The following is a 23,668-nucleotide window of genomic DNA, read 5'->3' as shown; positions in this document are numbered from 1 at the left end:
CCGGTTACTGGTATACCGTTACGCGGCTCAGTGTCGGCCCGCCGTGTTGCGGCCGTGTTAGGCGTCGGTTAGCAATGGCGGCGCCCTCGCCCCGCCCGCGTAACCTGTGGTTGACGGACGGCAGGAGGAGGAACGTGACGGAGCGCAGCTCGCTGCGGGACCTGGTGTACGAGACCCTGCGGCGGCGGATCGTAGAGGTCGACCTCCCGCCGGGCCGGCGCCTCGTGGAACGGGACCTCGCCGCCGAGCTGAAGGTCTCCCGCATTCCCCTGCGCGAAGGACTGCGGCTGCTCGCCGCGGAGGGACTGGTCGTGCTGGTCCCGCACCGGGGCGCGCTGGTGGCGCCGTTCACGCCCGCCGACGTACGGGACCTCTTCGACGTACGCGAGTCACTGGAGTCCCTCGCGGCCCGGCTCACCGCCGAGCGCCACGACGAGACCGGGCTGGCCCGGCTGGCGGAGCGGCTGGAGCAGGCGAGGTCGGCGACCAGGTCCGGGGACTGGCGGGCCATCGCCGAGGCGAACGCGGGCTTCCACGTCGACATCGTGGAACTGGCCGCCAACCCGCTGCTCAGCGGCATCATGGGCCCGCTGGAGGCCCGTACGCACTGGCTGTTCCGGCTGACCGCGCAGCGCGACGCGGACGAGCAGTGCGCCGAGCACGAGGTGCTGTACGAGGCCATCGCGGCCCGGGACGCGGACCGGGCCGCCGCCCTGGCCCACGCACACGTGGCGAGCGGCCGGGCGACCAGCACGGAGCTGGCCGCCCGCTGGTCGCACCCCGAGGTCGACCCGGCCGAGGTCGCCTCACGCCGGCGCCGCCGGGCCCCGGAGTCCCCGGCGGCCTGACGCGGCCGCCGCTCCGGTCAGGCGTGCCGGGGCGAGGTGCCCGTGTCCGTGCCCGGCCGGCGCTCCACCCGGGTGGAGCCGCCCGGTTCCCCGTGCATCTCCGGGTGCGGATGGGGATGCGGCTCCGTGGCCGAGGGCAGACGCCGCCGCCTGCGGTGCTTGAGGAGTGCCCAGGGCGCCCGGGCCCCGGTGACCTCCGTACCGGCCTCCCTGGCCGCCTGGGACGCCGCCTTGGCCACCGGCAGCATGTCCTCGCGCCGGGCCCCGTCCAGATGATCGGTCTCCGGCCACAGCCCGAGCACCGCGCAGAGCGTCGGCAGCAGCGCCATCGCCGCCGTCGCGTAGCCCTCCGCCGACGGGTGGTAGTTGTCCGGGCCGAACAGCTCCCGCGGGTTCGCCTCGAACTCCGGGCCCAGCAGATCGCCCAGCGACACCGTCCGCCCGCCCTGCTCGACCGAACCGATCGTCTGCGCCGCCGCCAGCTGCCGGCTCACCCGCCGCGCCAGCCACCGCAGCGGCTGGTAGACCGGCTCGATCGTGCCCAGGTCGGGGCAGGTGCCCACGACGACCTCGGCCCCCGCCGTCCGCAGCCTGCGCACCGCCGTCGTCAGACAGCGCACCGACTGGGTGGCGGGCATCCGGTGCGTGACGTCGTTCGCCCCGATCATGATCACGCAGACGTCCGGCACCCGGGCCGGGTCCGCGAGGAGCAGCGAGACCTGCCGCTCCAGATCGTCCGAACGGGCACCCGGCTGCGCCACATTGCGCAGATCCACCGGCCGCTCCGACACCGCCGCGAGCCCCGAGGCGAGCAGCGCCCCCGGGGTGTGCCCGGCCCGGCGCACCCCCTGCCCGGCCGCCGTGGAGTCACCGAGCAGCCCGAACCGCAAGGGTTCCGCGGGGCCGGCGAACGCCACCCCGTACCGCCCGTCCGCACTCGGCGGGACCGGTGCGACACCACCGCCCACCTGCCGCTTCGCCAGCTGGACCTCCGCCAGCAGGACGCCTACCGCCGCGGCGCCCAGCAGCCCGATGCTGCCACCGCCGTAGGCCGCGCCCGCCGCGATCCGCCGTGCCACCCTCGCCCTCGACACAGTCCGGTCCACCTCCTCGTCGCCGTGCTGCCGTACCGCCGTACACAGAGCTAACTGCCCCCAAGTGACCGTCGTTCAATCGCTTCGCCCAATCTCGTGCCCGTACGCATACTCTTGCCGCACCATCTCGGAGACCCCGGAGTACACGGTGCAATTCCACGATTCGATGATCAGTCTCGTAGGCAATACCCCGCTGGTGAGGCTGCGCAGTGTCACGGCCGGCATCCAGGCGACGGTCCTGGCCAAGGTCGAGTACTTCAACCCCGGCGGTTCGGTCAAGGACCGGATCGCCCTGCGCATGATCGAGGCCGCCGAACAGAGCGGCGAGCTGCTGCCCGGCGGCACGATCGTCGAGCCGACCAGCGGCAACACGGGCGTCGGCCTGGCGATCGTCGCGCAGCAGAAGGGCTACAAGTGCATCTTCGTCTGCCCGGACAAGGTGTCCACGGACAAGATCAACGTACTGCGCGCCTACGGTGCCGAGGTCGTCGTCTGCCCGACGGCCGTCGACCCCGAGCACCCGGACTCGTACTACAACGTCTCGGACCGGCTGGTCCGTGAGACGCCGGGCGCCTGGAAGCCCGACCAGTACTCGAACCCCAACAACCCGCGCTCGCACTACGAGACCACCGGTCCCGAGCTGTGGGAGCAGACGGAGGGGAAGATCACCCACTTCGTCGCGGGGGTCGGCACCGGCGGCACCATCAGCGGCACCGGCCGCTATCTGAAGGAGGCCAGCGGCGGCGCCGTCCAGGTGATCGGCGCGGACCCGGAGGGCTCGGTCTACTCCGGCGGCTCCGGCCGGCCGTATCTGGTCGAGGGCGTCGGTGAGGACTTCTGGCCGTCGGCGTACGACCGGACGGTCACGGACGAGATCGTCGCCGTGTCCGACAAGGACTCCTTCCAGATGACCCGCAGGCTCGCCAAGGAGGAGGGGCTGCTCGTCGGAGGTTCCTGCGGTATGGCGGTCGTGGGCGCCCTGGAGGTCGCGAAGCGGCTCGGACCCGACGACGTGGTCGTCGTCCTGCTGCCGGACAGCGGCCGCGGCTACCTGTCGAAGATCTTCAACGACGAGTGGATGGCCGACTACGGCTTCCTGGAGGACACCGGCCCCTCCGCCCGGGTCGCGGACGTCCTCGACTACAAGGCGGGCCCGATCCCGACGCTCGTCCACATGCACCCGGAGGAGACCGTCGGCGAGGCGATCGACGTGCTCCGCGAGTACGGCGTCTCCCAGATGCCGATCGTGAAGCCCGGCGCGGGCCACCCGGACGTGATGGCCGCCGAGGTCATCGGCTCGGTCGTCGAGCGCGAACTGCTCAACGCGCTCTTCGCCCAGCGCGCCTCGCTCTCCGACCCGCTGGAGAAGCACATGTCCCCGCCGCTGCCGCAGGTCGGCTCCGGCGAACCGGTCGAGGACCTGATGGCCGTGCTCGGCGGTACGGGGGCCGCGGACGCGGCGATCGTGCTGGTGGAGGGCAAGCCCAAGGGCGTCGTCAGCCGCCAGGACCTGCTGGCGTTCCTCGCCAAGGACGCGACGGCCGCCACCGTCACGCCGTAGGGCGGGAGCGCGGGCTTCGCGAAAACGGTACGAGCGCGACACGTACCCGCAGCACCGGCTTAACACGGCTCGGGCAGATTAGTGGGTGTCGGCAGGGAAACCCGCCGGCACCGAGTACGGCGACACGGACTACGGAGCGGCTCCCGGACCTCCACCGTCGCCCGGATGCGGAGACCGGCCCTGACCCGGACCGCGTCCCTCGCGGGGACCGCCGTCGTCCCGCCCCCTGGGAAACCGGGGGTGCGGCGGTCCCCGCGATACATCTATGCGCGGAGACCCGGGGTGTCCCCGGCCCTCTCCTCCCCGTCGTCCGCCCGCGGCGCGGCCGCCCAGCTCGCCAGCAGCGCGACGCGCTCGGCGGTCTCCGAACCGGGCTCCGGGGTGTAGACCACCAGCGACTGGCCCGGATCACCCGGCACCCCGAGCGTCTCGTACGGGAGCGTCAGCCCGCCCACGACCGGGTGGTCGATCCGCTTCACGCCGTACGTCTTCGCCTTCACCTGGTGGTCCGCCCACAGCCGGCGGAACTCCTCGCTCTTCATCGACAACTCCCCGACCAGGGTGGCGAGCTGCTTGTCGTCGGGGTGCAGTCCGGCGTCCAGTCGCAGATACGCGACCGTCTCCGCCGCCACCGCCGGCCAGTCCGGGTACAGCTCCCGCGCCGCCGGCTCCAGGAACGTCTGGCGCGGCATGTTGCGCTCACCGGCGGCCATCCGGGAGAAGCCGACGAGCGCGTCGGCCAGCGCGTTCCACGCCAGTACGTCCATCCGGCGGCCCAGCACGAAGGCGGGCGCCCGGTCGAGCGTGTCCAGGAGCAGCCGCAGCCCCGGCCGCACCCGCTGCGCGGCGGAAGGCGCCGCCTTGCGCGCCGCGGGGCGGGCCACCGTGCGCAGGTAGGCGTGCTCCGTCCCGTCCAGCCGGAGCACCCGGGCTATCGCGTCGAGCACGGCGTCCGAGACGCTGGGGCCGCGCCCCTGTTCCAGCCGGATGTAGTAGTCGACGCTGACGCCCGCGAGTTGCGCGACCTCCTCGCGCCTGAGCCCGGGGACGCGCCTGCGCCCGTAGGAGTTGAGCCCCACGTCCTCGGGCTGGATACGTGCGCGTCGTGAGCGGAGGAAGTCTCCGAGGTCGCCGTCCATGCCGCCGATCGTAGAAGACCCGCCGCCGCCCAGCCTGGTACTGCCGGACCCAGGAAGGACGCCCCCCTGGGTAGCCGTCGCGCGCCGCCGCACAGTGGGGTCAACGCCGGGCGGACGTCCCGGCGGCACCGCACACCGAGGAGCACGCACATGTCGTACGGAACGCTCGCAGGCCGCACCGCCGTCATCACCGGAGCCGCCAGCGGCATGGGGAACGCCACCGCCCGGCTGCTCGCCGCCCAGGGCGTCAGCGTGGCGCTGCTGGCCCGCCGCGCGGAGCGGCTGGAGGAACTGGCCGGCAAGATCACCGCCGACGGCGGCCGGGCGCTCGCCGTGGTCACCGACGTCACCGACCAGGCATCCGTGGACGCCGCCGCCGAGCGGATCCACGCGGAGTTCGGCCGGGTGGACCTGGTGGTCAACGCGGCCGGTGTGATGCTGCCCAACCCCGTGGACGCGGGCCGCACCGACGAGTGGCAGCGGATGCTCGACACCAACGTGGCGGGCGCCCTGCGCGTCATCCGGGCCTTCACCGCCGACCTGGTGGCGGCCGCCGCCGAGGGACGCACCGCCGACCTGGTCAACATCTCGTCGATCGGCGCGCACATCACGTTCCCCAACTACGCGGTGTACGGCGCGACGAAGGCCGCGCTCAGCTACCTCTCGGCGTCACTGCGCACCGAACTGGGCCCGCGCGACGTCCGGGTGACGAACATCGAGCCGGGCCTCACGGACTCGGAACTGGCCGGCCACGTCGACAACGCCGAACTGAGCGGCCAGCTCGACGGCATGTTCGACGCGCTCGGCGGGCTGTCGAGCGACGAGATCGCCGATCTGATCGCCTACACGACCAGCCGGGCACGCCACATCAACCTGCGCCAGATGGTCGTCCTGCCGACCCGTCAGGCATGAGCCCCGCCGTACGGACCCGCTCAGTCCTCCCAGTCGGATTCCGTACGCCGCTGCTCGCGCCGCCGGAACAGCCGCCCTGCGTGGCCCGCCTGGAAGGCGTTGACCCCGACGATGCCGAGCCACGCCACGACGAGCCCCGCGAGCCCCGCGTTCGCCACCCCGATGGCGGACAGCGGGATCGCCAGGACCAGCGAGATGATCGCGAATCCGAAGCGCTCACCGAAATGCCCCATCGCCGGCTCCGGGGAGCGCGCCCCACGGGCGACGACGATCTGTTGTTCGGCGAGATGGCGCCGGACCCGCCGGTCCAGCGTGCTGTCGAGCCGCTGCTCGACCTTCTCCAGAAACGACTCGACGAGCGCGGACTCGTACTCGGACCCCAGCTCGCCGCGGGCCTGGAGGGTGGCGTTGAGCTCCTTCTTGAGCTCGGTGTCGGGTGCGTCCATGGTCCTACGGTACGAACCGGGGGCGGCCGGGTCAGTGGGGCTAACCCCCCGTTTTTCGGGGGCCTACTGGTGCCAGGCCACGGCGAGGCCCTTGGAGGCGGCCATGACGAGGGCGAGGACCAGGGCCGGAACGGCGTACCCGGCCAGCGCCAGGGCCACGGCACCCGCGCCGAACCAGCCGGTCTCGAAGACCACCCGCGCCGCGCCGTGCACCTTGTGGGGTGCGTCGGGCGCGCCGAACAGCCACCACAGCGCGATCATCAGGACCGGCCCGCCGATGCCGGCGATCAGCCGCGGTATCCACCCCGTGCCGAGGGCGAAGCCCCAGGTGGCGACGGACCCGATGACGGCCAGCTCCGACAGGAAGACGATCAGCAGGTTGAGCGACTTCATGCCGCGCTCCCGAGGGCGGCTGCCCCGGTACGGCGGGTCAGCCACCAGGCGGAGGCGAGGTGGACGCCCGCCGAGAGCGTCCCGCCGACCGCCATGCCGGGGATCCCCCGGGTGATCCCGATGCACGCGTCGCCGAGCTGCGCCGCGCCCGCCACCGCGAGGACCGGGACGAGCCCGCGCCGCTCCCCGCGCAGCAGGTACCCCAGTGCGGCGGCGAGCGGGACGGCGCGGACCGCGTACGCCTCCGCGTAGACCCGCAGCCCGGCCGTCGGCTCGGTGCCGGGCGGGAGCAGGAGCGCGGGGCGCACCACTCCGATCACGGCCGCGGCCGCCGAACCGGCCGCCAAGGCCGCGTTGAGGACGGTCAGGGAACGTCGCATCTCGTCACCTCGTGAATCATTAAGACTCTGAATTATTACCCGATGATATGGTGCGACGCGTGAAGGATGTCAAGCGGGACAAGCTGACCGACACCGTGAGCTTCCGGCTCGGCACGGTCGGCGCGATCACCGCCGAGCTGTTCGCCGAACGGATCGCCGCGCACGGGCTCAAGCCCAAGCACGCCGGGCTGATGGCCCTGCTGGCCAGTGGTGCCGCCGCCTCGCAGCAGGAGATCGCCCGCACCATGCGGGTCACCCCCAGCCTGGTCGTGGGCCTCGCCGATCACCTGGAGGAACTCGGCGCGGTCGGCCGGGAGCGCGACCCCGGCGACCGGCGCCGCCAGATCCTCACCCTCACCGACCGGGGCCGTGAACTGCTCGGCATCTGCACGTCGACGGCGAGCGCCATCGACGAGGAGCTGACGGCCGGCCTCGACGACGCCTTCCGGGACCGGCTGCGCGAGACCCTCGCCGTGCTCGCCGAGCGGGCCGGTCTGCCCGGATAGCCGCGCGACAGGCGACTGCATATGGACATGCAGACGCCTTGCTGGCTGAATGGATCCGTCGGTGCCGGTCTCGGCGCGCACGGTCTACCGAGGGGACAGGATGAGCGGGAGCAGCCCGGCCGCGCGGTTGCAACAGCTGTTCGAGGGGCGCAGGCTCACACCCACCCAGCGCCGCATCGCGCACTCGATGGTGCGCAGGGCCGGCGACGCGCCGTTCCTCTCCAGCGTCGAACTGGCCGAACTGGCCGGGGTCAGCCAGCCCTCCGTCACCCGCTTCGCCGTCGCCCTCGGGTTCGACGGCTACCCCGCACTGCGCAAGCACCTGCGCGAGGTCGCCCCGGCCGGAGCGGCCGACGGCGCAGCGGAGGACACGTACAACGAGTACCAGCAGGCCGTACTCGGCGAGATCGAGAACCTGCGCCACCTCGCCGAACTGCTCGCCGACCCGGGCCCCGTCGAACGGGCCGGCCGGCTGCTCGCCGCCTCACGCCCGCTGCCCGTGCTCGGGCTGCGCGCCGCGTCCTCGCAGGCGCGGGGCTTCGGCTACTTCGCCGCCAAGGTGCACCCCGACGTCCGGGTGCTCGACGAGGGCGGCAGCATGCTGCACGACCGGATCGACGCGGCCCGGCGTGCCGGGGCCACGGCCCTGATCTGCTTCGCGCTGCCGCGCCACCCCCGCGAGGTCGTGGACGCCCTCGGCTACGCGCGGAACCAGGGGCTGACCGTCGTGTCGGTCGCCGACTCCGCCTTCGCCCCCGTGGCCCGCCACAGCGACCTGCTGATCCCGGCCGCCGTAGGGACCGGGCTCGCCTTCGACACCGCGTGCGCGCCGATGCTCCTCGGCCGGGTCCTGCTGGAGGCCATGTGCGACAGCCTCCCCGAAGCGCAGGCCCGCCTGGAGGAGTTCGACGCGGGGGCGGTGGCCCGGGGCCTGTTCATCGAGTGACGTTGCTCCTCGTCCGTGGTGCGGGGTTCCGTCCTCAATCGCCGGACGGGCTTGGGTGCGGGTCCCCCGCCGGTTCGCCCTTGTCCGGTGGGTGGGGGTCCGGGGCCCCTCCGGGGCGTCTCCTCAAACGACGAACGTTTCCAGTCCCACGCGAGCGACCCCGGTATGCGTTCGTCGTCCTGCGGGGACTCCCCTGCACGGCCCCGGACCCGGCCGCCTTGCGTCTGCGGCAGTCGTTTCGTCGGTGTTCAGACGTACGTGAGAGTGGGTGGGGGCGTGCAGGGGGGTCCCCGCAGAAAAATGGCGTAATACCCGGCCCCCGCAACGTCTCCGGTTGCCACGCCAGTTTTTGAGGAGACGCCCCGGAGGGCCCCCACCCCCACCCACCGGACAAAGGCGCACCCCGCGGGGGACCCGCACAAAAGCCCGTCCGGCGATTGAGGACGGACCCCCGCACCACAAGGACCCCGCTCAGACGTCCAGGTCCGCCTCGATCTTCTTCAGCTGGTGGCGGGCCATGGCCAGGTTGGCGCGGCTCGCGTCCAGGACGAGGTAGAGGAACAGGCCGTTGCTGCCACGGGCGGTCTTGAGGAGCCGGATCAGGTGGTACTGGCTGCCCAGGGTGATCAGGATGTCCTCGATCTCGTCCTGGATCCCGAGGTGCTCCATGGTGCGGAGCTTGGCGCGTACGACGTCGGTGTTGCCCGCCGCCGCGACCTCCAGGTTGAATTCCTTGCCGCCGCCGAGGGTGCCCAGGGCCATGCCGCTCGTGTAGTCCACGAGGGCGACACCGGTGGTGCCCTCGATGGACGACATCGCTTCCTTCAGTGACGCTTCGGTGTTCGCCATGAGTGCTCGTTTCCTTTCCCTGACCGGTCGGGTGGACCGGTTCCGTTTCTGGGTGCTGCCGGGTTCGTGCGGGGTCATGTCGTGCGGTGCGGGAGCGGTCCCGGCTGTTGGGGGGTGCGTGGCGCCGGGGCGCGCGGGCCGGGAGCCGGCTGCGGGGCGCGTTCCAGGGCGGTGTCGACGAGCTCGCCGATCCGGGAGCCGGACCTGCGGCCCTCCAGATGGAGCCGGCCGACGTTGATCCGGTCCTCGGCGAGGAGGGTCAGGACGGCCGAGGAGCCTGCCGCGTACGTCGCGATGTAGCCGGACTCGCCGCGGACGAGGAGTTCGCGGAAGCCGCCCCGGCCGGTCGCGTCCGTCATCCGGATCGCGACGCCGAGCGCGGCCGCGGTCAGGGCGGCGACGCCCTCCGCCTCGACGCCCGGGGTGTCGTGGGCCAGGACGAGGCCGTCGGTGCTGGCCGCCAGGGCGCCGGAGAGGAGCGGAACCCGTGCCCGTAACCGCTGGAGCTCGGCCAGGACATCCTGCACTTCGGCCTCGGGCACCATCAGCTGTCTCCTCCCGGCACGCTGTCTGAGCGCGCGTATCACAGGGCCTCCAATGCGTCTCGGAGCCGGCGCAACAGGGCGACGTCGGGGTCGGCCGTGACCTCGGGGAGCGTGATCCGGCCGGCGGCGGTGGCGGCGGTGTCCGTCGCCTCGCGTACCGCCGCGACCAGTCCGGCGGCTGCCAGCCGGCGCAGGTCGACCAGGGTGTGGAACGCGGACCTGCCCAGCTCCTGCGCGATGTCCGTGGCCGTACGCACCCCGTTCACGCGCTCCAGCACGCGGCGCTGGCGCGGCGGCACGGGGGAGTCGGCCGCCTGGCCGGTCCGCACCAGCGGGGCGCTGTCGGTGACCGCTTCGGGCCAGATCCGGTCCAGTAACTCCCGGCGCCGGAGCGTCTCGCGCTGCACGGCGTCCACGGGGACGGGGCGGACCGGGCCGATCCAGTGCGCGACCCCGTAGCGGAAGCGGGCCGGGGTCCGGGTCGGGGCGAGGGCGAAGAACGCCGCGTCGTACAGGGCGCCCAGATGGCACAGTTCCAGCGCGCCGCCGGGCACCCGGCCGCTGTCGACGAGGTAGCGGCCGACTCGCTGCCCGGCACCGGCCTGGGCGACCGCGTCCCACCAGCCCTCGCGGCGGAGCGCACCGCCCCGGGTGAGCAGGACGTCGATGCCGGGGGTGGCCGGGCTCTCGGCGTGCACCACCTTGCCGTCGGCGAGGTAGAGGGTGCCGCGGTCGCGCATCAGGGCGCCGGTGGCGCGTTCGGAGGCGAGGCGCTGGAGCATGGGTGAGAGGACACCTGCCGGGCCGGGGGCGGTCGAGGGGGCTGCCGCACTCATGCCAGGACCAGCCGCTCGGCCATCTCGCCCAGCCGTATCCGGGCCAGGGCCAGGTTTCCCTCCGCGCGGTCCAGCCACAGGTGGAGGAAGACGCTGCTGTCGAAGTCCGTCTCGACGAACCGGAGGATGTGGTAGCCGGCGCGGGTGGTGACGATGACGTCCTCGACCGGGGCAGGTATCGCCTCGGCTTCGGTGCCTGAGGGCTCGGGCGAGGCGGACGCGAAGGCGGGCTGCTCGGCGGCCATGCGGGCCACCTCCGCCGTCTCCGCCGCGGTGGCCTCGTGATCGCCGTTGGGCGAGTCGCCGATGGTGCCGAGGGCGAGACCGCTCGTCCAGTCGACCACGGCGGCACCACGGGCACCGGGCAGTCTCATGACATCGAGCAGGCACTCGTCGATTCCGGGCACGCGGACTCCCCTCCGACGGTGCGTGCGGCTGTGACCCCGAGGTTACGCAACGTGCTCACGCCAGGTGGAGGTTCTGGCATTTTCCATTGGTACATGCGCGAGGTTGGGGAGAATGCCCCGCCACGGAACCGGAGGTGGCCGGTCCGGAGGTCTCCCGTCCCGCCCTGTTGACTGAAGCTATTCAGGCAACCAAGATGTGAATAGAAAATTCACAGTCGCGAGGAGGCATCTGTCATGTCAGGACCCCGCCCCGTACGGGCACCGCGCGGTACCGGACTGAGCACCCTGGGATGGCAGCAGGAAGCCGCCCTGCGCATGCTGCAGAACAACCTCGACCCCGAGGTCGCCGAACACCCCGACAAGCTCGTCGTCTACGGCGGCACGGGCAAGGCGGCCCGCGACTGGCGCTCGTTCGACGCGATGGTCCGCACGCTGCAGACGCTCAAGCAGGACGAGACGATGCTCGTCCAGTCGGGGCGGCCGGTCGGCGTCATGCAGACGCACGAGTGGGCTCCCCGGGTCCTGATCGCCAACTCCAACCTGGTCGGCGACTGGGCGAACTGGGAGGAGTTCCGCCGCCTGGAGGCGCTCGGGCTCACCATGTACGGCCAGATGACCGCCGGATCGTGGATCTACATCGGTACCCAGGGCATCCTCCAGGGCACGTACGAGACGTTCGCCGCGGTCGCCGCGAAGAAGTTCGGCGGCACGCTGGCCGGGACGATCACGCTGACCGCCGGGCTCGGCGGCATGGGCGGCGCCCAGCCGCTCGCCGTCACGATGAACGACGGCGTCGCGATCTGTATCGACTGCGACCCGCGCGCCATCGAGCGCCGTATCGAGCACCGCTTCCTGGATGTGAAGGCCGACAACCTGGAGCACGCCCTCCAGCTTGCCACCGAGGCGCGGGACGCGCGCAGGCCTCTGTCGATCGGGCTGCTCGGCAACGCGGCGGAGCTGCTGCCCCGGATGCTCGCCGAGGGCGCCCCGGTCGACATCGTCACCGACCAGACGAGCGCGCACGACCCGCTGGCCTACCTCCCGCTCGGAGTCGACTTCGACGACATGGCCGACTACGCCACCGAGAAGCCCGCAGACTTCACCCAGCGCGCCCGCGAGTCGATGGCCCGGCACGTCGAGGCGATGGTCGGCTTCATGGACGCGGGCGCGGAGGTCTTCGACTACGGCAACTCGATCCGCGGCGAGGCTCAACTCGCCGGGTACGAGCGGGCCTTCGACTTCCCCGGCTTCGTGCCCGCGTACATCCGGCCGCTGTTCTGCGAGGGGAAGGGCCCGTTCCGCTGGGCCGCCCTGTCTGGTGAGGCGTCCGACATCCACAAGACCGACAAGGCGATGCTGGAGCTCTTCCCGGAGAACGAGTCGCTGCACCGCTGGATCAAGATGGCCGGCGAGCGCGTCCACTTCCAGGGACTGCCCGCCCGCATCTGCTGGCTCGGCTACGGCGAGCGGGACCGGGCCGGCGAGCGGTTCAACGACATGGTGGCGAGCGGCGAGCTCGCCGCGCCGCTGGCGATCGGGCGCGACCACCTGGACTGCGGTTCCGTGGCCTCCCCGTACCGCGAGACCGAGGCCATGCTCGACGGCTCCGACGCGATCGCCGACTGGCCGCTGCTGAACGCGATGGTCAACGTCGCCTCGGGAGCCTCCTGGGTCTCCATCCACCACGGCGGCGGGGTCGGCATGGGCCGCTCCCTGCACGCCGGCCAGGTGACCGTCGCCGACGGTACGAAGCTGGCGGGCGAGAAGATCCGCCGGGTGCTGACCAACGACCCGGGCATGGGCGTCATCCGGCATGTGGACGCCGGGTACGACATCGCGGACTCCGTGGCGGCCGACAAGGGTGTCCGGGTGCCGATGGCGGAGGGCGAGGCGTGACGGCTCCGGGCTCCGCGGCGGCGGGCGGACGGCCGGGCGGCGGCCCGCAGCCCTCGTTCCAGGACATGTGGCGGGAGCTGGCGCCGCTCGGGCGGCACCCGGAAAGCGGCGGGTACCGGCGCTACTCCTGGACCGCCGCCGACGCCGACTGCCGCGCCTGGTTCCGGGCGCAGGCCGAGGCGCGCGGGCTGGTCCTGGAGACCGACCGCAACGGCAACCAGTGGGCCTGGCTCGGCGACCCGCTGGCCGGGGACGCCGTCGTCACCGGCTCGCACCTCGACTCCGTCCCGGACGGCGGGGCCTTCGACGGGCCGCTCGGCGTCGTCTCCTCCTTCGCCGCGCTCGATGAACTCCGCCGCAGGGGAGTGGAGTTCACCCGGCCGCTGGCCATCACCAACTTCGGTGACGAGGAAGGCGCGCGCTTCGGTCTGGCCTGTGTCGGCTCCCGGCTCGCCGCCGGGCAGCTGACCGTCGAGGCCGCGCACCGGCTGCGCGACGGCGACGGCGTCACCCTGCCGCAGGCCATGGAGGCGGCCGGGTACGACCCCGACGCCATCGGACCCGACCCCGCGCGGCTCGCCCGTATCGGCGCGTTCGTCGAGCTCCATGTCGAGCAGGGGCGCGCGCTCGACCTGTCCGGGGACCCGGTCGGCATCGCCTCCGCGATCTGGCCGCACGGACGCTGGCGGTTCGACTTCCGCGGCGAGGCCAACCACGCGGGCACCACCCGGCTCGCCGACCGCCGCGACCCGATGCTCACGTACGCCGAGACCGTGCTCGCCGCCCGCCGGGAGGCGGAACTGGCCGGCGCCCTGGCCACCTTCGGCAAGATCGCCGTCGAGCCGAACGGGGTCAACGCGATCCCCTCCCTCGTGCGCGGCTGGCTCGACTCCCGCGCCGCCGACCAGGACACCCTGGACACCGTCGTCGCCGGCATCGAACGCGCCGCCCGGGACCACGCGGAGCGGGCCGGCATCGACCTCGACGTCGTACGGGAGTCGTTCACGCCCGTCGTGGAGTTCCAGCACGCCCTGCGCGACGAGCTGGGGGCGCTCCTGAAGGGCTCCGCCGTCCGGGACACCGGGCGCGACGTGCCCGTGCTCGGCACCGGAGCGGGACACGACGCGGGTATTTTGTCCGCTTCGGTGCCAACCGCCATGCTGTTCGTACGGAACCCCACCGGGATCTCGCACTCGCCGGCCGAACACGCCGCCGAGGACGACTGCGTGGCCGGGGTGATCGCACTCGCCGACGTACTGGAAGGTCTCGCGTGCCGCTGACGACGGAGCTGACGACGGAGCCCATGAGCAGGCCCGGTGCCGTGACGTACTGGCTGGCCCATGCCTGGCTCGGCACCCATGTCGAGCCGGGTGTCGTCCTGGAGGTGGCCGGCGGACGGATCGCCGGGGTGCGGACCGGCGTCGAGGCGCCGCCGCCGGGCGCGACCGTGCTGCGCGGGCTCACCCTGCCCGGGCTCGCCAACGCCCACTCGCACGCCTTCCACCGCGCCCTGCGCTCCACCGTCCAGGTCGGCTCCGGCACCTTCTGGACCTGGCGCGAGATCATGTACCAGGTCGCGTCCCGGCTCACCCCCGACACGTACTACGAACTGGCCCGTGCCGTGTACGCCGAGATGGCACTGGCGGGCATCACCGCGGTCGGTGAGTTCCACTATCTGCACCACGCGCCGGGCGGCGTCCCCTACGACAACCCGAACGCGATGGGGGAGGCCCTGATCGCGGCCGCCCGCGAGGCCGGCATCCGGATCACCCTGCTGGACACCGCCTACCTCGCCGCCGGATTCGGCCGCCGGCCCTCCCAGTACCAGGCGCCCGACCGGCACCAGCAGCGCTTCTCGGACACCACCGCCGACGCCTGGGCCGAGCGCGCCTCCCTCCTCAAGGGCGACGAGCACACCCTGATCGGCGCCGCGATCCACTCGGTGCGGGCCGTCCCCGCCGACCAGCTCGCCACCGTCGCCCAGTGGGCCGACCAGCGGCAGGCACCGCTCCATGTCCACCTCTCCGAACAGACCGCGGAGAACGACGCCTGTCTCGCCGCCCACGGCCGCACCCCCACCCGGCTCCTCGCCGACCACGGGGTCCTCGGACCGCGCACCACCGGCGTCCACAACACGCACCTCACCGCCGAGGACATCGAGCTCATCGGCTCGACGGCCACCGGCACCTGCATGTGCCCCACCACCGAACGCGACCTGGCCGACGGCATCGGCCCCGCCGTCGCCCTCCAGCGGGCCGGCTCGCCGCTCTCGCTGGGCAGCGACAGCCACGCCGTGATCGACCTCTTCGAGGAGGCGCGCGCGATGGAGCTCAACGAACGCCTGCGCACCCGGACCCGCGGCCACTGGACGGCCGCCGCACTGCTGCGCGCCGCCTCCGCCGACGGCCACGCCGCGCTCGGCCGGCCGGAGGCGGGAACGCTCGAACCCGGCGCCCCCGCCGACCTGGTGACGATCGCCCTGGACTCCGTCAGGACCGCGGGGCCGGTGCCCAGGCTGGCAGCGGAGACCGCCGTATTCGCCGCTTCCGCGGCCGATGTGCGCCACACGGTGGTCGCGGGCCGGCACATCGTGCGCGACGGACATCACGAGCTGGTCGCCGACGTCCCCCGGGCGCTCGCCACAGCCGTCGCGGCCCTGCACCGCTGAGCAGCGGGACGCAGACCCCCGCACCGCCCACCCGCAAGGAGAGCAGCCCCCCGATGACGACGACCGCCCTCACCCACATCTCCGCACTGGTCACCAACGACCCCTCCCTCGGTGACGGTTCCCCCCTCGGACTGATCCAGGACGCGGCCGTCGTCATCGAGGGCGACCGGGTCGTCTGGACCGGTGAATCAAGCAAAGCACCCGCCACTGACAACGCCGTCGACGCGGGCGGCCGGGCCGTGATCCCCGGTTTCGTCGACTCCCACTCCCACCTCGTCTTCGCGGGCGACCGCACCCAGGAGTTCAACGCCCGCATGTCCGGCCGCGCCTACAGCGCAGGCGGGATCAGGACCACCGTCGCCGCCACCCGCGCCGCCACCGACGACGAGCTCTCCGCCAACGTCGCGCGCTACCTCGCCGAGGCGCTGCGCCAGGGCACCACGACCTTCGAGACCAAGTCCGGCTACGGCCTCACCGTCGAGGACGAGGCCCGCGCGCTGCGCATCGCGGCCCGCCACACCGACGAGGTCACCTTCCTCGGCGCCCACATCGTCTCCCCGGACTACGCCGACGACCCGGCCGGATACGTCGGCCTGGTCACCGGCCCGATGCTCGACGCCTGTGCCCCGTACGCCCGTTGGATCGACGTGTTCTGCGAGAAGGGCGCCTTCGACGGCGACCAGGCGCGGGCGATCCTGACCGCGGGCCGCGCCAAGGGGTTGCACCCCCGGGTGCACGCCAACCAGCTCGGGCACGGTCCCGGTGTCCAGCTCGCCGTCGAGCTCGATGCCGCGTCCGCCGACCACTGCACGCACCTCACCGACGCCGACGTCGACGCGCTGGCCCAGTCGCGGACCGTCGCGACCCTGCTCCCCGGCGCCGAGTTCTCCACCCGGGCCGTCTGGCCCGACGCCCGCCGCCTCCTCGGCGCGGGCGCCACCGTCGCGCTCTCCACGGACTGCAACCCGGGCTCGTCGTTCACCTCGTCGATGCCCTTCTGCATCGCCCTCGCCGTCCGCGACATGGGGATGACCCCCGACGAGGCGCTCTGGTCCGCCACGGCCGGCGGCGCGGCCGCCCTGCGCCGCGACGACATCGGCCGGATCGCCCCCGGTGCCCGCGCCGACCTGGTGGTCCTCGACGCCCCCAGCCATGTCCACCTCGCCTACCGGCCGGGTGTACCGCTGGTCCACGAGGTCTGGCGGCGCGGCGAGCGCGCCGTGGCACCGCACAGTGGCTGACCGGGCCCGCTGAACGCGGAAGGACCTGCCCCTCGACGGGGCAGGTCCTTGATCCGGCAGTCCTCGCAAGCGGGTTGCGGGTGCCCGCTCATTCGTCCAGGGTCAGTCCCTTGCGGAGCTTGACCAGGGTGCGGGAGAGCAGCCGCGACACGTGCATCTGCGAGATGCCGAGCTCCTCACCGATCTCCGACTGCGTCATGTTGGCGACGAACCGGAGCGAGAGGATCGTGCGGTCGCGTCCCGGCAGCGCGGCGATCAGCGGCTTCAGGGACTCGACGTACTCGATGCCTTCGAGACCGTGGTCCTCGTAGCCGATCCGGTCGGCCAGCGCGCCCTCGTTCTCGTCCTCCTCGGGCTTGGCGTCCAGCGAGCTCGCGGTGTACGCGTTGCTCGCGGCCATGCCCTCGACGACCTCGTCGTGGCTGATGCCCAGGCGGTCGGCGAGCTCGCCCACGGTGGGCGCGCGGTCCAGCTGCTGGGCGAGCTCGTCGCCCGCCTTGGCCAGGTCGAGCCGCAGCTCCTGCAGGCGGCGCGGGACGCGCACGGACCAGCTGGTGTCGCGGAAGAAGCGCTTGATCTCGCCGATGATGGTCGGCATGGCGAAGGTCGGGAACTCGACGCCCCGGCTGAGCTCGAAGCGGTCGATCGCCTTGATCAGGCCGATGGTGCCGACCTGGATGATGTCCTCCATCGGCTCGCTGCGCGAGCGGAACCGGGAGGCGGCGAACTTGACCAGGGCCAGGTTCAGCTCGACGAGCGTGTTCCGTACGTAGGAGTACTCGTACGTGCCCTCTTCGAGGGATTCGAGCCGGGCGAAGAGCGTCTTCGACAGGGCCCTGGCGTCCAGCGGGCCCACTTCGGCGTAGGGCGGGATCTCGGGGAGTCCCTCGAGGCCGTCGGTCACGCCGTGGTCGTCTTCGGTACTGCTGGTGTCACTGCCACTGCTGGTGGTGCTGTTGCGCGTGCCGTCCAGGACGGCCGCAGCAGGGGAGTCTGATTCGGTCAGTCCCTGAGGACATGCCGACGTCGCGTTGTGGGTACGCGGTTCGTCGAGCCGGGGTGACATGGTCTCCTCCATCGTTCTCGGCATATGGCTGCCGATGCCCATACGTGTTCCTGCGGTGAAGCGGCGCCTCCGAAGCCGGCCGTGTTTTGGGTGTCCCCCTACCCTTACCCGGTCCGTGCGGGTCGTTACAAGCGCCAATTGACGCCATATGTCCGCTTTGTTGAGGTCTTCGGCTACCGCGTGGCGCACAGAACGCGTACTGTTTTAGAGACGTCAGCGACAGCTGCAACGCATCTGCATGCACATTGATGCGGACAGTGACGAGCGAAGAGGGATCGGGCATGGACCGCGGGACGGTCGGCAGTGCGAACCGGGGCCGGCTTCAGGTCGGGGCCCGGACAGAGGGGCGCAGTGAGGTGGTGACGCCTGTGGGTGAGCTCGATCACCACACGGCGGACCTCCTGCGCGAGCCCTTGGAGCACGCGGTCGAGCAGGGGCGCGTGCGCCTGGTCGTCGACTGCTCGCAACTCGAATTCTGTGATTCCACCGGGCTGAACGTGCTGCTCGGTGCCCGCCTCAAGGCGGAGGCGGCCGGGGGAGGGGTCCATTTGGCCGGAATGCTGCCGGTGGTGGCGCGGGTCTTCGAGATCACCGGGGCCGAGGCGGTATTCACCGTCCACGACTCCCTCGAAGAGGCCCTGGAAACCTGATCGTGACGCGTTTCGATGCCCCGGGCGCCCCAGCTGTTGCCCGTGTCACGCGATCCGCGTAGCCGAAGTGGGTGTTGTCACGATTCGGCCGGGCAGGAGACACCCCGGCGAGCCCCGGCGACCGGCGCACGTCGTGTCCCTCCGGTATTCGTATCGGTTTCCGTACCAGTATTCGTATCTGTATCTGTTCAATGGCGACATGGTGAATCGGTGAGGTGAAGCGCTGATGGGCACCACCCGGCAGCATCCGCCGGGCGACCTCGGCCGCGAGCCGGAGGGCGCTGGGGTTGGCGCACGCGCCGATGCGGGCATCCGCGCGGACGCGGGCGTCGGCGCTCCCTCCTCCGGGCAGGTGGAGTCCGCGGAGCGGCAGTGGCGCACGCTGTCCCTGCGGCAGGTCAGCGGCATCGTGCCGACGGCCCGCGATTTCGCCCGCCAGGCGCTCCACGACTGGGGCTGGCTGCCCGCCGCCTCCGCCGACCGCCGCGCCGCCGCCGAGGACGTCCTGCTGGTCGTCTCCGAGCTGGTCACCAACGCGTGTCTGCACGCGGACGGTCCCGACGAGCTGCGCATCGCCCGCTCGTCGAAGGCGCTGCGGGTGGAGGTCGCCGACGGCGGAGCGGGCCAGCCCGCGCCCCGCACCCCGCACCGGGCCGGCCGGCCCGGCGGCCACGGCATGTTCATCGTGCAGCGGCTCTGCCTGGACTGGGGAGTCGTCCGGGTGCCCGGCGAGCCCGGCAAGACCGTCTGGGCGGAACTGGCCGCCCCCGTGTAGCCCCCGGGCGGGTTTCCCCTGCTCGTCCCCCTGGGCCCGTACGCCCCTTGAAGAGCGCGCCGATCCGGCGCGCTCTTTGTCTTCCCTCCACAAGGCCCCGGGCGTACCTTGAGCGCCCAATCTGATGTGTCGTCAGTTATTTGTGCCGCACGAAGCGGCGCGCGGCGACTCCCGGCATGAGGGGAACTCGAGGTGTCGTACCAGAAGCGAACAGCTCTCGCGCTGGCGTCCGGGCTTGCGGGTGCGGTGGTGCTGATGGCCGCGCCCGCCGCCCACGCGACGGTCGTCGACGTCAACTACCAGTGCAAGACCCCGATCGGCGACAAGGCCGCCGTGTCGCCGATCGACATCAAGAGCGTGAAGAGCGGCGGCGGCTACAAGCTCACCATGTCCTTCCAGAAGGGTGTCTCCTCCAGCCCGGTCGAGCTGGGCAAGGGAGCGATGAACCCCAGTGCGGTGATCAAGGTGGGCGGCGCCGACCCGGGACAGGTCAGCGTCTCCGGACCGGCCAACTCCACGGCGATCCCCGCCAACAGCCCCATCAAGATCAACGACCTTTCGGGGACGTACACCCCGAAGAAGAGCGGCAAGGTCGACTTCACCGCCGGAGTGCTCACCATCAAGGCGCTCGGTACGACGACGACCTGCACCCCGTCGAACAACCCGGGGCCCTCGCTCTCCCTCGACGTCACCGCGGCCGGCGGCGCCGCGAGCGCGCCGGACACCAACGACTCGCTGCCCAAGACCGGACCGCTGGACTCGGCGGTGGCGCTCGGCACCCTCGGCGGCACGGTGCTGCTGACCGGTGCGGCCGGAGTGCTGTGGCTGACCAGGCGCGGGCAGCGGGCCACGGGCTGACCCCCGCGAGAGCCGCAGCCGCCGTCACGCACCAGGGAGCCGCCCATGCCGCCGTTGACCGGTCACGCCATCCGCCCCGCCCCGGGGCCCGCCGTCGGACCGCCGTCCGCCGTGCGGCGTCCGGCGCTCGTCCTGACCCTGCTCGCCGTCCTGTGGTGCACCGCCGCCACGGCGCCGGCGGCCGGGGCCACCGAGCACCCCACCGGTCCGGCGTGGACGGCGCAGCCCGCGGCGAACGGCCCGGGCCGGGACGAGGGCAGACCGTACTTCTACCTGGAGGGCCTGCCCGGCAGCGTCCTCCAGGACCGGCTCTCGCTCAGCAACCCGGGGCCGAAGCCGGTCACGGTACGGCTGCGCGGCGCCGACGCGTACAACACGGGGAGCGGCGGATTCGCGGTGCGCGGCGCACACGGCTCCACCGGGACCGGGGCCTGGCTCCGGACGGCGAGCACCGAGGTGACCGTGCCCGGCCGGACCCGTGCCGACGTGCCCGTCTCCTTCACCGTGCCCCAGGACGCGGTGCCCGGCGACCACCCCGGCGCGATCGTCGCCGAGAGCGGCGGCCGCTCGGTGGGCGTACGGGTCCAGCTGCGGGTCGGCGGTCCGACGCTGGCGGCGCTCACGGTGGAGGACGTGGCGGTGTCCGGCCGGACCATCCACTACACGCTGGTCAACCGGGGCAACGCGGTCCTCGTGCCCCGCCTGTCCGTCAGCGCGGACGGGCTGTTCGGCGCCCTGTTCAGGCGCGACGCCCGCACCCTTCCGGTGGAGCTGCTGCCCGGTCAGCGGGTGAGGCTCACCGAGCCGTGGCGGGACGCCCCGGCCCTGGACTCCGTCACCGTACGGCTGAGCGTCACGGCGGCGGGCGGGGCGCACGCCGAGGCGACCGCGTCGGCGGCCTTCGTCCCCTGGGCGCCCGTGACCGGCGGCGCGCTCCTGCTCCTGGTGGCCGGCGCCGCGGCCGTGTACGGCATCCGGCGCAGGCGGGCCGCCCGGCGCGGCGCACCCGGCGACGACGGGGCGGCCCCGGCCGCGGAACTTCGACAGCACTCCGACGAGAGGCACTTGGTGAAGGCGGGAGCGGAATCGTGACAGGACGGACGGGAAGCGTGACTCGACGGACCGGACCTGCTCCATCCAGGAACGACGGCCGGGGCAGGGCGGCCGTCCTGGGCGCCGTCCTGCTGGCCGCGCTCCTGCCCGCCCTGCTGCTGACCGCGACCGGGGCCGGGGCGGCGGCCCGGAGCGCGGCCGACCCGAAACCGGTGGTCACGCTCTCGCAGAAGCAGGCGGGCAAGGGCGGCGAGGTCACCGTCCGGGGCACGGGCTGGCGGCCCGGCACCCTGCTCATGATGCTGGTCTGCGGGCAGTCCACCCCCGCGCGCGGCGTGATCGGCGGCACCAACTCCTGCGCCAACGCGGACGGCCGCGCCGTCACCACCGACAAGAAGGGCGCCTTCGCCAAGAAGCTGCCGGTCGCCGAGCCGCCGGTGCCGTGCCCCTGCGTGGTCCACGTCGCCACGGTCACCGGCGAACAGTCCCTCGCGGACGCGGTGTTCGTGGTCGCGGGCCATCCGGTCGCCGCCCTGCCGAAGCAGACGGGCGACGGGAAGCTCGCCGTCCTCGCCGCCACCCGCCTGGAGGGCGACAGCTCCATCCTCACCTGGTTCGGCGCCCCGCCGTCCCGCCGGCTCGTCTTCACGGTCGGCAATCTGGGCTCCGCCCCGGTCAAGGACCCGGTCTTCCAGGTCGGGACCGCACACGGCGTCTTCGCCGCGCAGTGGGAGGAACGGCAGTGGCGCGGGACCGTCGAGCCCGGCCGCAAGGCGCGTATCGAACTGCCCGTCGAGCTGACGGCCGGCGCCCACGGCGACTACCAGATCTCACTGAAGTACGGCACGAAGGTGCTGGCCGAGCAGCCGTGGGGAGTCGGCCGCCCCTGGGGCGTGACGCTCTTCTGGATCCTGCTCTGCCTCGTCGTGCCCGCGGCCGTCTTCCGTATCGGCATGGCGGTCGTCGACAAGGTACGGCCGCGCACCGCGCACGCGGCGGGCCGGCGCAGGCGGGGGCCGTCCCCGCGCGCCGGCGTGAGCGTGAGACTCCCGAAGCTGCGGCGCGCACCGGCGCAGGCCACCGGTCCCGCGCCCGCCACGGGCCCCGATACCACCACGGCCGCACTGCCGTGGTTCACCCCTGATTCCGCACCGTCAGAGCACAGCCCGACGACGAAGGGACATTCGTGAGTACGCAACGCAGGACGGTCGCGGCGGGAGTCGCGATGATGATCGGCGGGGCGGGCATGCTGCTGGCCGCGAGCCCGGCCCAGGCCGCCGACATCTCGTACAAGACGGAGTGCATACCCCCGGCCATCTCCGGACTGCCGGCCGTACAGGGCACCACCAAGGTGCAGCTGACCGCGCCCGCCGAGGCGAAGGTCGGGGACACCGTCGAGGTCGTGTGGAAGACGGTCCAGGCCGCCTCCAACAACCCCGACGTCCTCGACCTCGACAAGGACACCGTCAAGCCGACCGGCACGATCAAGCTGGGCGGCGCCGCCACCGGCGACCTGAAGATGGAGGGCCCGCGGCAGAACCCGGCGATCCCCAAGAACAGCCCGATGATCCTGCCGGACATGAAGGGCTCGCTGAAGCTGGAGAAGGCGGGTGATCTGACGCTGACGCCCGACGGGTACACCATCAACGTCTCCAAGCCGATCTCCACCGACACCAAGTGCTCCCCGAAGGAGACGGTCCAGCCGGGCGCGACGATCAAGGTCACGGACGGCGGCGGCACCACCGGCGGCACGACGGCCGGGGGAACGACCGCGGGCGGCACCACGGCGGGCGGCACCACGGCCGGTGGCACGACGGCCGGCGGAACCACCGCGGGCGGCACCACCACCTCGGGCGGCACCACCTCGGGCGGCACGACGGCCGGTGGCACCACCTCCGGCGGTACGGCCTCCGGCGGCAGCGGCGGCGCCACCGACTTCCCGGGCAAGGAGGTCGCCGTCAACTTCACCTGCAAGTCGCCGGGTCCGCCGGACATCGCGGGCAAGGTGACGATCAACGCGAAGAAGAGCGGCGGCAGCTACGGGCTCACGGTCAAGACCGCCAAGGGCGTCATGAACAGCCCCGCGGACCTGCCGGCCGGTGCGCTCAAGCCGTCCATGCAGATCGTGGTCGGCGGCGCCGACAAGGGTTCGGTGAAGGTCACCGGGCCCGGCAACCCGGAGCCCCTGAAGACGGGCAAGCCCGTCGACCTGCCCGACATGACCGGGACGTACAAGCCGGGCGCCTCCGGCAAGTCGACCCTGACTCCCGGCACCCTGACGATCGACGTCACGCTGGGCGCCTCGAAGATCAACATCCCGTGCACGGTCAAGGGCGCCACGAAGGCGTCCCTCGAACTCGACACCACCGCCCAGCAGGGCGGCGCGTCGGGCGGTGACACCGCGGGCTCCGGCGGAGCGGCGGCGGCGGGCGGCGGCACGGCCTCCGGCGGGCTCGCGGCCACCGGGGCCGAGGACAACGGGTCCCTGCGCGCACTCGGCCTGGTCGCCGGCACGGCGATCCTGCTGGGCGGCGCCGTGTTCACGTTCACCCCGTGGCGCAGGCTGCGCACCGGCCGGTGAGCTGAGGCGCGTACGCAC

25 protein-coding genes are annotated in these 23,668 nt (G+C 72.6%); 15 read left to right on the top strand and 10 right to left on the bottom strand.

Features of this window, described 5'->3' with window-relative positions; all coding sequences use genetic code 11:
* Positions 1 to 134 precede the first annotated feature (134 nt).
* Entirely contained in the window at positions 135 to 848 is a 714-nt protein-coding gene (locus tag OG408_RS15700; protein WP_326670406.1) for a GntR family transcriptional regulator, read from the top strand.
* Between the two features lie 17 nt (positions 849 to 865).
* On the opposite strand, the gene OG408_RS15695 is transcribed toward OG408_RS15700, so the two are convergent.
* Positions 866 to 1,927, bottom strand: a complete 1,062-nt coding sequence (locus tag OG408_RS15695; protein ID WP_266786211.1) for an SGNH/GDSL hydrolase family protein — start codon at positions 1,925 to 1,927, stop codon at positions 866 to 868.
* Positions 1,928 to 2,090: 163 nt separating this feature from the next.
* On the opposite strand from OG408_RS15695, the gene OG408_RS15690 reads away from it, so the two are divergent.
* The gene (locus OG408_RS15690; protein ID WP_266779648.1) at positions 2,091 to 3,503 is read left to right on the top strand and encodes a cystathionine beta-synthase; all 1,413 of its coding nucleotides are present in this window, start codon (positions 2,091 to 2,093) and stop codon (positions 3,501 to 3,503) included.
* Between the two features lie 263 nt (positions 3,504 to 3,766).
* Here OG408_RS15690 and OG408_RS15685 read toward each other — a convergent pair whose 3' ends face one another.
* Positions 3,767 to 4,642, bottom strand: coding sequence for a helix-turn-helix transcriptional regulator (locus OG408_RS15685; RefSeq protein WP_326670403.1), 876 nt, complete (start codon positions 4,640 to 4,642; stop codon positions 3,767 to 3,769).
* 150 nt (positions 4,643 to 4,792) lie between these two features.
* On the opposite strand from OG408_RS15685, the gene OG408_RS15680 reads away from it, so the two are divergent.
* Positions 4,793 to 5,554, top strand: coding sequence for an SDR family oxidoreductase (locus OG408_RS15680; RefSeq protein WP_285564917.1), 762 nt, complete (start codon positions 4,793 to 4,795; stop codon positions 5,552 to 5,554).
* A gap of 20 nt (positions 5,555 to 5,574) precedes the next feature.
* Here OG408_RS15680 and OG408_RS15675 read toward each other — a convergent pair whose 3' ends face one another.
* The 3 genes from OG408_RS15675 to OG408_RS15665 form a co-directional block, all read right to left on the bottom strand.
* Entirely contained in the window at positions 5,575 to 6,000 is a 426-nt protein-coding gene (locus tag OG408_RS15675; protein WP_266779642.1) for a hypothetical protein, read from the bottom strand.
* Positions 6,001 to 6,063: 63 nt separating this feature from the next.
* Entirely contained in the window at positions 6,064 to 6,393 is a 330-nt protein-coding gene (locus OG408_RS15670; RefSeq protein ID WP_326670400.1) for a YrdB family protein, read from the bottom strand.
* A complete protein-coding gene (locus OG408_RS15665; protein ID WP_326670399.1) occupies positions 6,390 to 6,773 on the bottom strand; it encodes a hypothetical protein in 384 nt (127 codons plus the stop codon). The genes OG408_RS15670 and OG408_RS15665 overlap by 4 nt, the downstream gene beginning before the upstream one ends.
* 59 nt (positions 6,774 to 6,832) lie before the next feature.
* Here OG408_RS15665 and OG408_RS15660 point away from each other — a divergent pair, with 59 nt between their 5' ends.
* Together OG408_RS15660 and OG408_RS15655 are read left to right on the top strand one after the other, a co-directional pair.
* Positions 6,833 to 7,279 carry a MarR family winged helix-turn-helix transcriptional regulator gene (locus OG408_RS15660; protein WP_266779636.1) on the top strand — a complete coding sequence of 149 codons (447 nt, stop codon included), beginning with the start codon at positions 6,833 to 6,835 and terminating at the stop codon, positions 7,277 to 7,279.
* A 100-nt stretch (positions 7,280 to 7,379) separates the two neighbouring features.
* Positions 7,380 to 8,225 (top strand): MurR/RpiR family transcriptional regulator, encoded by an 846-nt coding sequence (locus OG408_RS15655; RefSeq protein WP_266779634.1) that lies wholly within the window; start codon positions 7,380 to 7,382, stop codon positions 8,223 to 8,225.
* A gap of 471 nt (positions 8,226 to 8,696) precedes the next feature.
* Here OG408_RS15655 and OG408_RS15650 read toward each other — a convergent pair whose 3' ends face one another.
* The 4 genes from OG408_RS15650 to OG408_RS15635 form a co-directional block, all read right to left on the bottom strand.
* Positions 8,697 to 9,074: a hypothetical protein gene (locus OG408_RS15650; RefSeq protein ID WP_266779632.1), complete on the bottom strand. Its 378-nt coding sequence runs from the start codon at positions 9,072 to 9,074 to the stop codon at positions 8,697 to 8,699.
* Positions 9,075 to 9,148: 74 nt separating this feature from the next.
* The gene (locus tag OG408_RS15645) at positions 9,149 to 9,619 is read right to left on the bottom strand and encodes a roadblock/LC7 domain-containing protein (RefSeq protein WP_266779630.1); all 471 of its coding nucleotides are present in this window, start codon (positions 9,617 to 9,619) and stop codon (positions 9,149 to 9,151) included.
* A gap of 38 nt (positions 9,620 to 9,657) precedes the next feature.
* On the bottom strand, positions 9,658 to 10,455 hold the full coding sequence (locus tag OG408_RS15640; RefSeq protein ID WP_266779628.1) for a transcriptional regulator: 798 nt from the start codon (positions 10,453 to 10,455) through the stop codon (positions 9,658 to 9,660).
* A complete protein-coding gene (locus OG408_RS15635; RefSeq protein WP_266779626.1) occupies positions 10,452 to 10,862 on the bottom strand; it encodes a hypothetical protein in 411 nt (136 codons plus the stop codon). Before OG408_RS15635 ends, OG408_RS15640 begins: the two co-directional genes overlap by 4 nt.
* A gap of 234 nt (positions 10,863 to 11,096) precedes the next feature.
* Between OG408_RS15635 and hutU the strand changes: the two genes are divergently transcribed.
* The 4 genes from hutU (at position 11,097) to hutI (ending at position 16,667) form a co-directional block, all read left to right on the top strand.
* Positions 11,097 to 12,758 (top strand): urocanate hydratase, encoded by a 1,662-nt coding sequence (gene hutU, locus OG408_RS15630; RefSeq protein WP_266779624.1) that lies wholly within the window; start codon positions 11,097 to 11,099, stop codon positions 12,756 to 12,758.
* 65 nt (positions 12,759 to 12,823) lie between these two features.
* Positions 12,824 to 14,038: an allantoate amidohydrolase gene (locus OG408_RS15625; protein WP_326674547.1), complete on the top strand. Its 1,215-nt coding sequence runs from the start codon at positions 12,824 to 12,826 to the stop codon at positions 14,036 to 14,038.
* Positions 14,039 to 14,061: 23 nt separating this feature from the next.
* Entirely contained in the window at positions 14,062 to 15,426 is a 1,365-nt protein-coding gene (locus OG408_RS15620; RefSeq protein WP_326674545.1) for a formimidoylglutamate deiminase, read from the top strand.
* 53 nt (positions 15,427 to 15,479) lie between these two features.
* The gene (gene hutI / locus OG408_RS15615; RefSeq protein WP_266779622.1) at positions 15,480 to 16,667 is read left to right on the top strand and encodes an imidazolonepropionase; all 1,188 of its coding nucleotides are present in this window, start codon (positions 15,480 to 15,482) and stop codon (positions 16,665 to 16,667) included.
* Positions 16,668 to 16,755: 88 nt separating this feature from the next.
* Here the strand turns inward: hutI and OG408_RS15610 are convergent, their stop codons facing one another.
* Positions 16,756 to 17,733 (bottom strand): RNA polymerase sigma factor SigF, encoded by a 978-nt coding sequence (locus OG408_RS15610; RefSeq protein WP_266786205.1) that lies wholly within the window; start codon positions 17,731 to 17,733, stop codon positions 16,756 to 16,758.
* A 281-nt stretch (positions 17,734 to 18,014) separates the two neighbouring features.
* Between OG408_RS15610 and OG408_RS15605 the strand changes: the two genes are divergently transcribed.
* The 6 genes from OG408_RS15605 to OG408_RS15580 all read left to right on the top strand — a co-directional run bounded on the left by OG408_RS15605 (position 18,015) and on the right by OG408_RS15580 (position 23,650).
* Positions 18,015 to 18,383: an STAS domain-containing protein gene (locus OG408_RS15605; RefSeq protein WP_285564910.1), complete on the top strand. Its 369-nt coding sequence runs from the start codon at positions 18,015 to 18,017 to the stop codon at positions 18,381 to 18,383.
* Between the two features lie 226 nt (positions 18,384 to 18,609).
* Positions 18,610 to 19,158: an ATP-binding protein gene (locus OG408_RS15600; RefSeq protein WP_326670393.1), complete on the top strand. Its 549-nt coding sequence runs from the start codon at positions 18,610 to 18,612 to the stop codon at positions 19,156 to 19,158.
* A 192-nt stretch (positions 19,159 to 19,350) separates the two neighbouring features.
* Positions 19,351 to 20,016: a peptidase gene (locus OG408_RS15595; RefSeq protein ID WP_266779616.1), complete on the top strand. Its 666-nt coding sequence runs from the start codon at positions 19,351 to 19,353 to the stop codon at positions 20,014 to 20,016.
* A 45-nt stretch (positions 20,017 to 20,061) separates the two neighbouring features.
* Complete coding sequence (locus tag OG408_RS15590) at positions 20,062 to 21,108, top strand: COG1470 family protein (RefSeq protein ID WP_326670390.1); 1,047 nt, start codon at positions 20,062 to 20,064, stop codon at positions 21,106 to 21,108.
* Between the two features lie 17 nt (positions 21,109 to 21,125).
* Complete coding sequence (locus tag OG408_RS15585) at positions 21,126 to 22,259, top strand: hypothetical protein (protein WP_266779612.1); 1,134 nt, start codon at positions 21,126 to 21,128, stop codon at positions 22,257 to 22,259.
* A 38-nt stretch (positions 22,260 to 22,297) separates the two neighbouring features.
* Positions 22,298 to 23,650 (top strand): hypothetical protein, encoded by a 1,353-nt coding sequence (locus OG408_RS15580; protein WP_266786203.1) that lies wholly within the window; start codon positions 22,298 to 22,300, stop codon positions 23,648 to 23,650.
* Positions 23,651 to 23,668: the final 18 nt, after the last annotated feature.

The sequence above is a fragment of the Streptomyces sp. NBC_01257 genome, from assembly GCF_035917255.1.
Lineage (GTDB): Bacteria > Actinomycetota > Actinomycetes > Streptomycetales > Streptomycetaceae > Streptomyces.
The sequence above is the reverse complement of the archived record's forward strand: the minus strand, read 5'-3'. Positions and strand labels throughout refer to the sequence as shown.

Bases quoted from the DNA above. Each gene is read 5' to 3' on its own strand.
- OG408_RS15685 (WP_326670403.1), bottom strand. From the start codon at position 4,642: ATGGACGGCGACCTCGGAGACTTCCTCCGCTCACGACGCGCACGTATC.
- OG408_RS15680 (WP_285564917.1), top strand. From the start codon at position 4,793: ATGTCGTACGGAACGCTCGCAGGCCGCACCGCCGTCATCACCGGAGCC.
- OG408_RS15675 (WP_266779642.1), bottom strand. From the start codon at position 6,000: ATGGACGCACCCGACACCGAGCTCAAGAAGGAGCTCAACGCCACCCTC.
- OG408_RS15670 (WP_326670400.1), bottom strand. From the start codon at position 6,393: ATGAAGTCGCTCAACCTGCTGATCGTCTTCCTGTCGGAGCTGGCCGTC.
- OG408_RS15665 (WP_326670399.1), bottom strand. From the start codon at position 6,773: ATGCGACGTTCCCTGACCGTCCTCAACGCGGCCTTGGCGGCCGGTTCG.
- OG408_RS15655 (WP_266779634.1), top strand. From the start codon at position 7,380: ATGAGCGGGAGCAGCCCGGCCGCGCGGTTGCAACAGCTGTTCGAGGGG.
- OG408_RS15650 (WP_266779632.1), bottom strand. From the start codon at position 9,074: ATGGCGAACACCGAAGCGTCACTGAAGGAAGCGATGTCGTCCATCGAG.
- OG408_RS15645 (WP_266779630.1), bottom strand. From the start codon at position 9,619: ATGGTGCCCGAGGCCGAAGTGCAGGATGTCCTGGCCGAGCTCCAGCGG.
- OG408_RS15640 (WP_266779628.1), bottom strand. From the start codon at position 10,455: ATGAGTGCGGCAGCCCCCTCGACCGCCCCCGGCCCGGCAGGTGTCCTC.
- hutU (WP_266779624.1), top strand. From the start codon at position 11,097: ATGTCAGGACCCCGCCCCGTACGGGCACCGCGCGGTACCGGACTGAGC.
- OG408_RS15625 (WP_326674547.1), top strand. From the start codon at position 12,824: ATGTGGCGGGAGCTGGCGCCGCTCGGGCGGCACCCGGAAAGCGGCGGG.
- OG408_RS15620 (WP_326674545.1), top strand. From the start codon at position 14,062: ATGAGCAGGCCCGGTGCCGTGACGTACTGGCTGGCCCATGCCTGGCTC.
- hutI (WP_266779622.1), top strand. From the start codon at position 15,480: ATGACGACGACCGCCCTCACCCACATCTCCGCACTGGTCACCAACGAC.
- OG408_RS15610 (WP_266786205.1), bottom strand. From the start codon at position 17,733: ATGTCACCCCGGCTCGACGAACCGCGTACCCACAACGCGACGTCGGCA.
- OG408_RS15605 (WP_285564910.1), top strand. From the start codon at position 18,015: ATGGACCGCGGGACGGTCGGCAGTGCGAACCGGGGCCGGCTTCAGGTC.
- OG408_RS15600 (WP_326670393.1), top strand. From the start codon at position 18,610: ATGGGCACCACCCGGCAGCATCCGCCGGGCGACCTCGGCCGCGAGCCG.
- OG408_RS15590 (WP_326670390.1), top strand. From the start codon at position 20,062: ATGCCGCCGTTGACCGGTCACGCCATCCGCCCCGCCCCGGGGCCCGCC.
- OG408_RS15580 (WP_266786203.1), top strand. From the start codon at position 22,298: ATGATCGGCGGGGCGGGCATGCTGCTGGCCGCGAGCCCGGCCCAGGCC.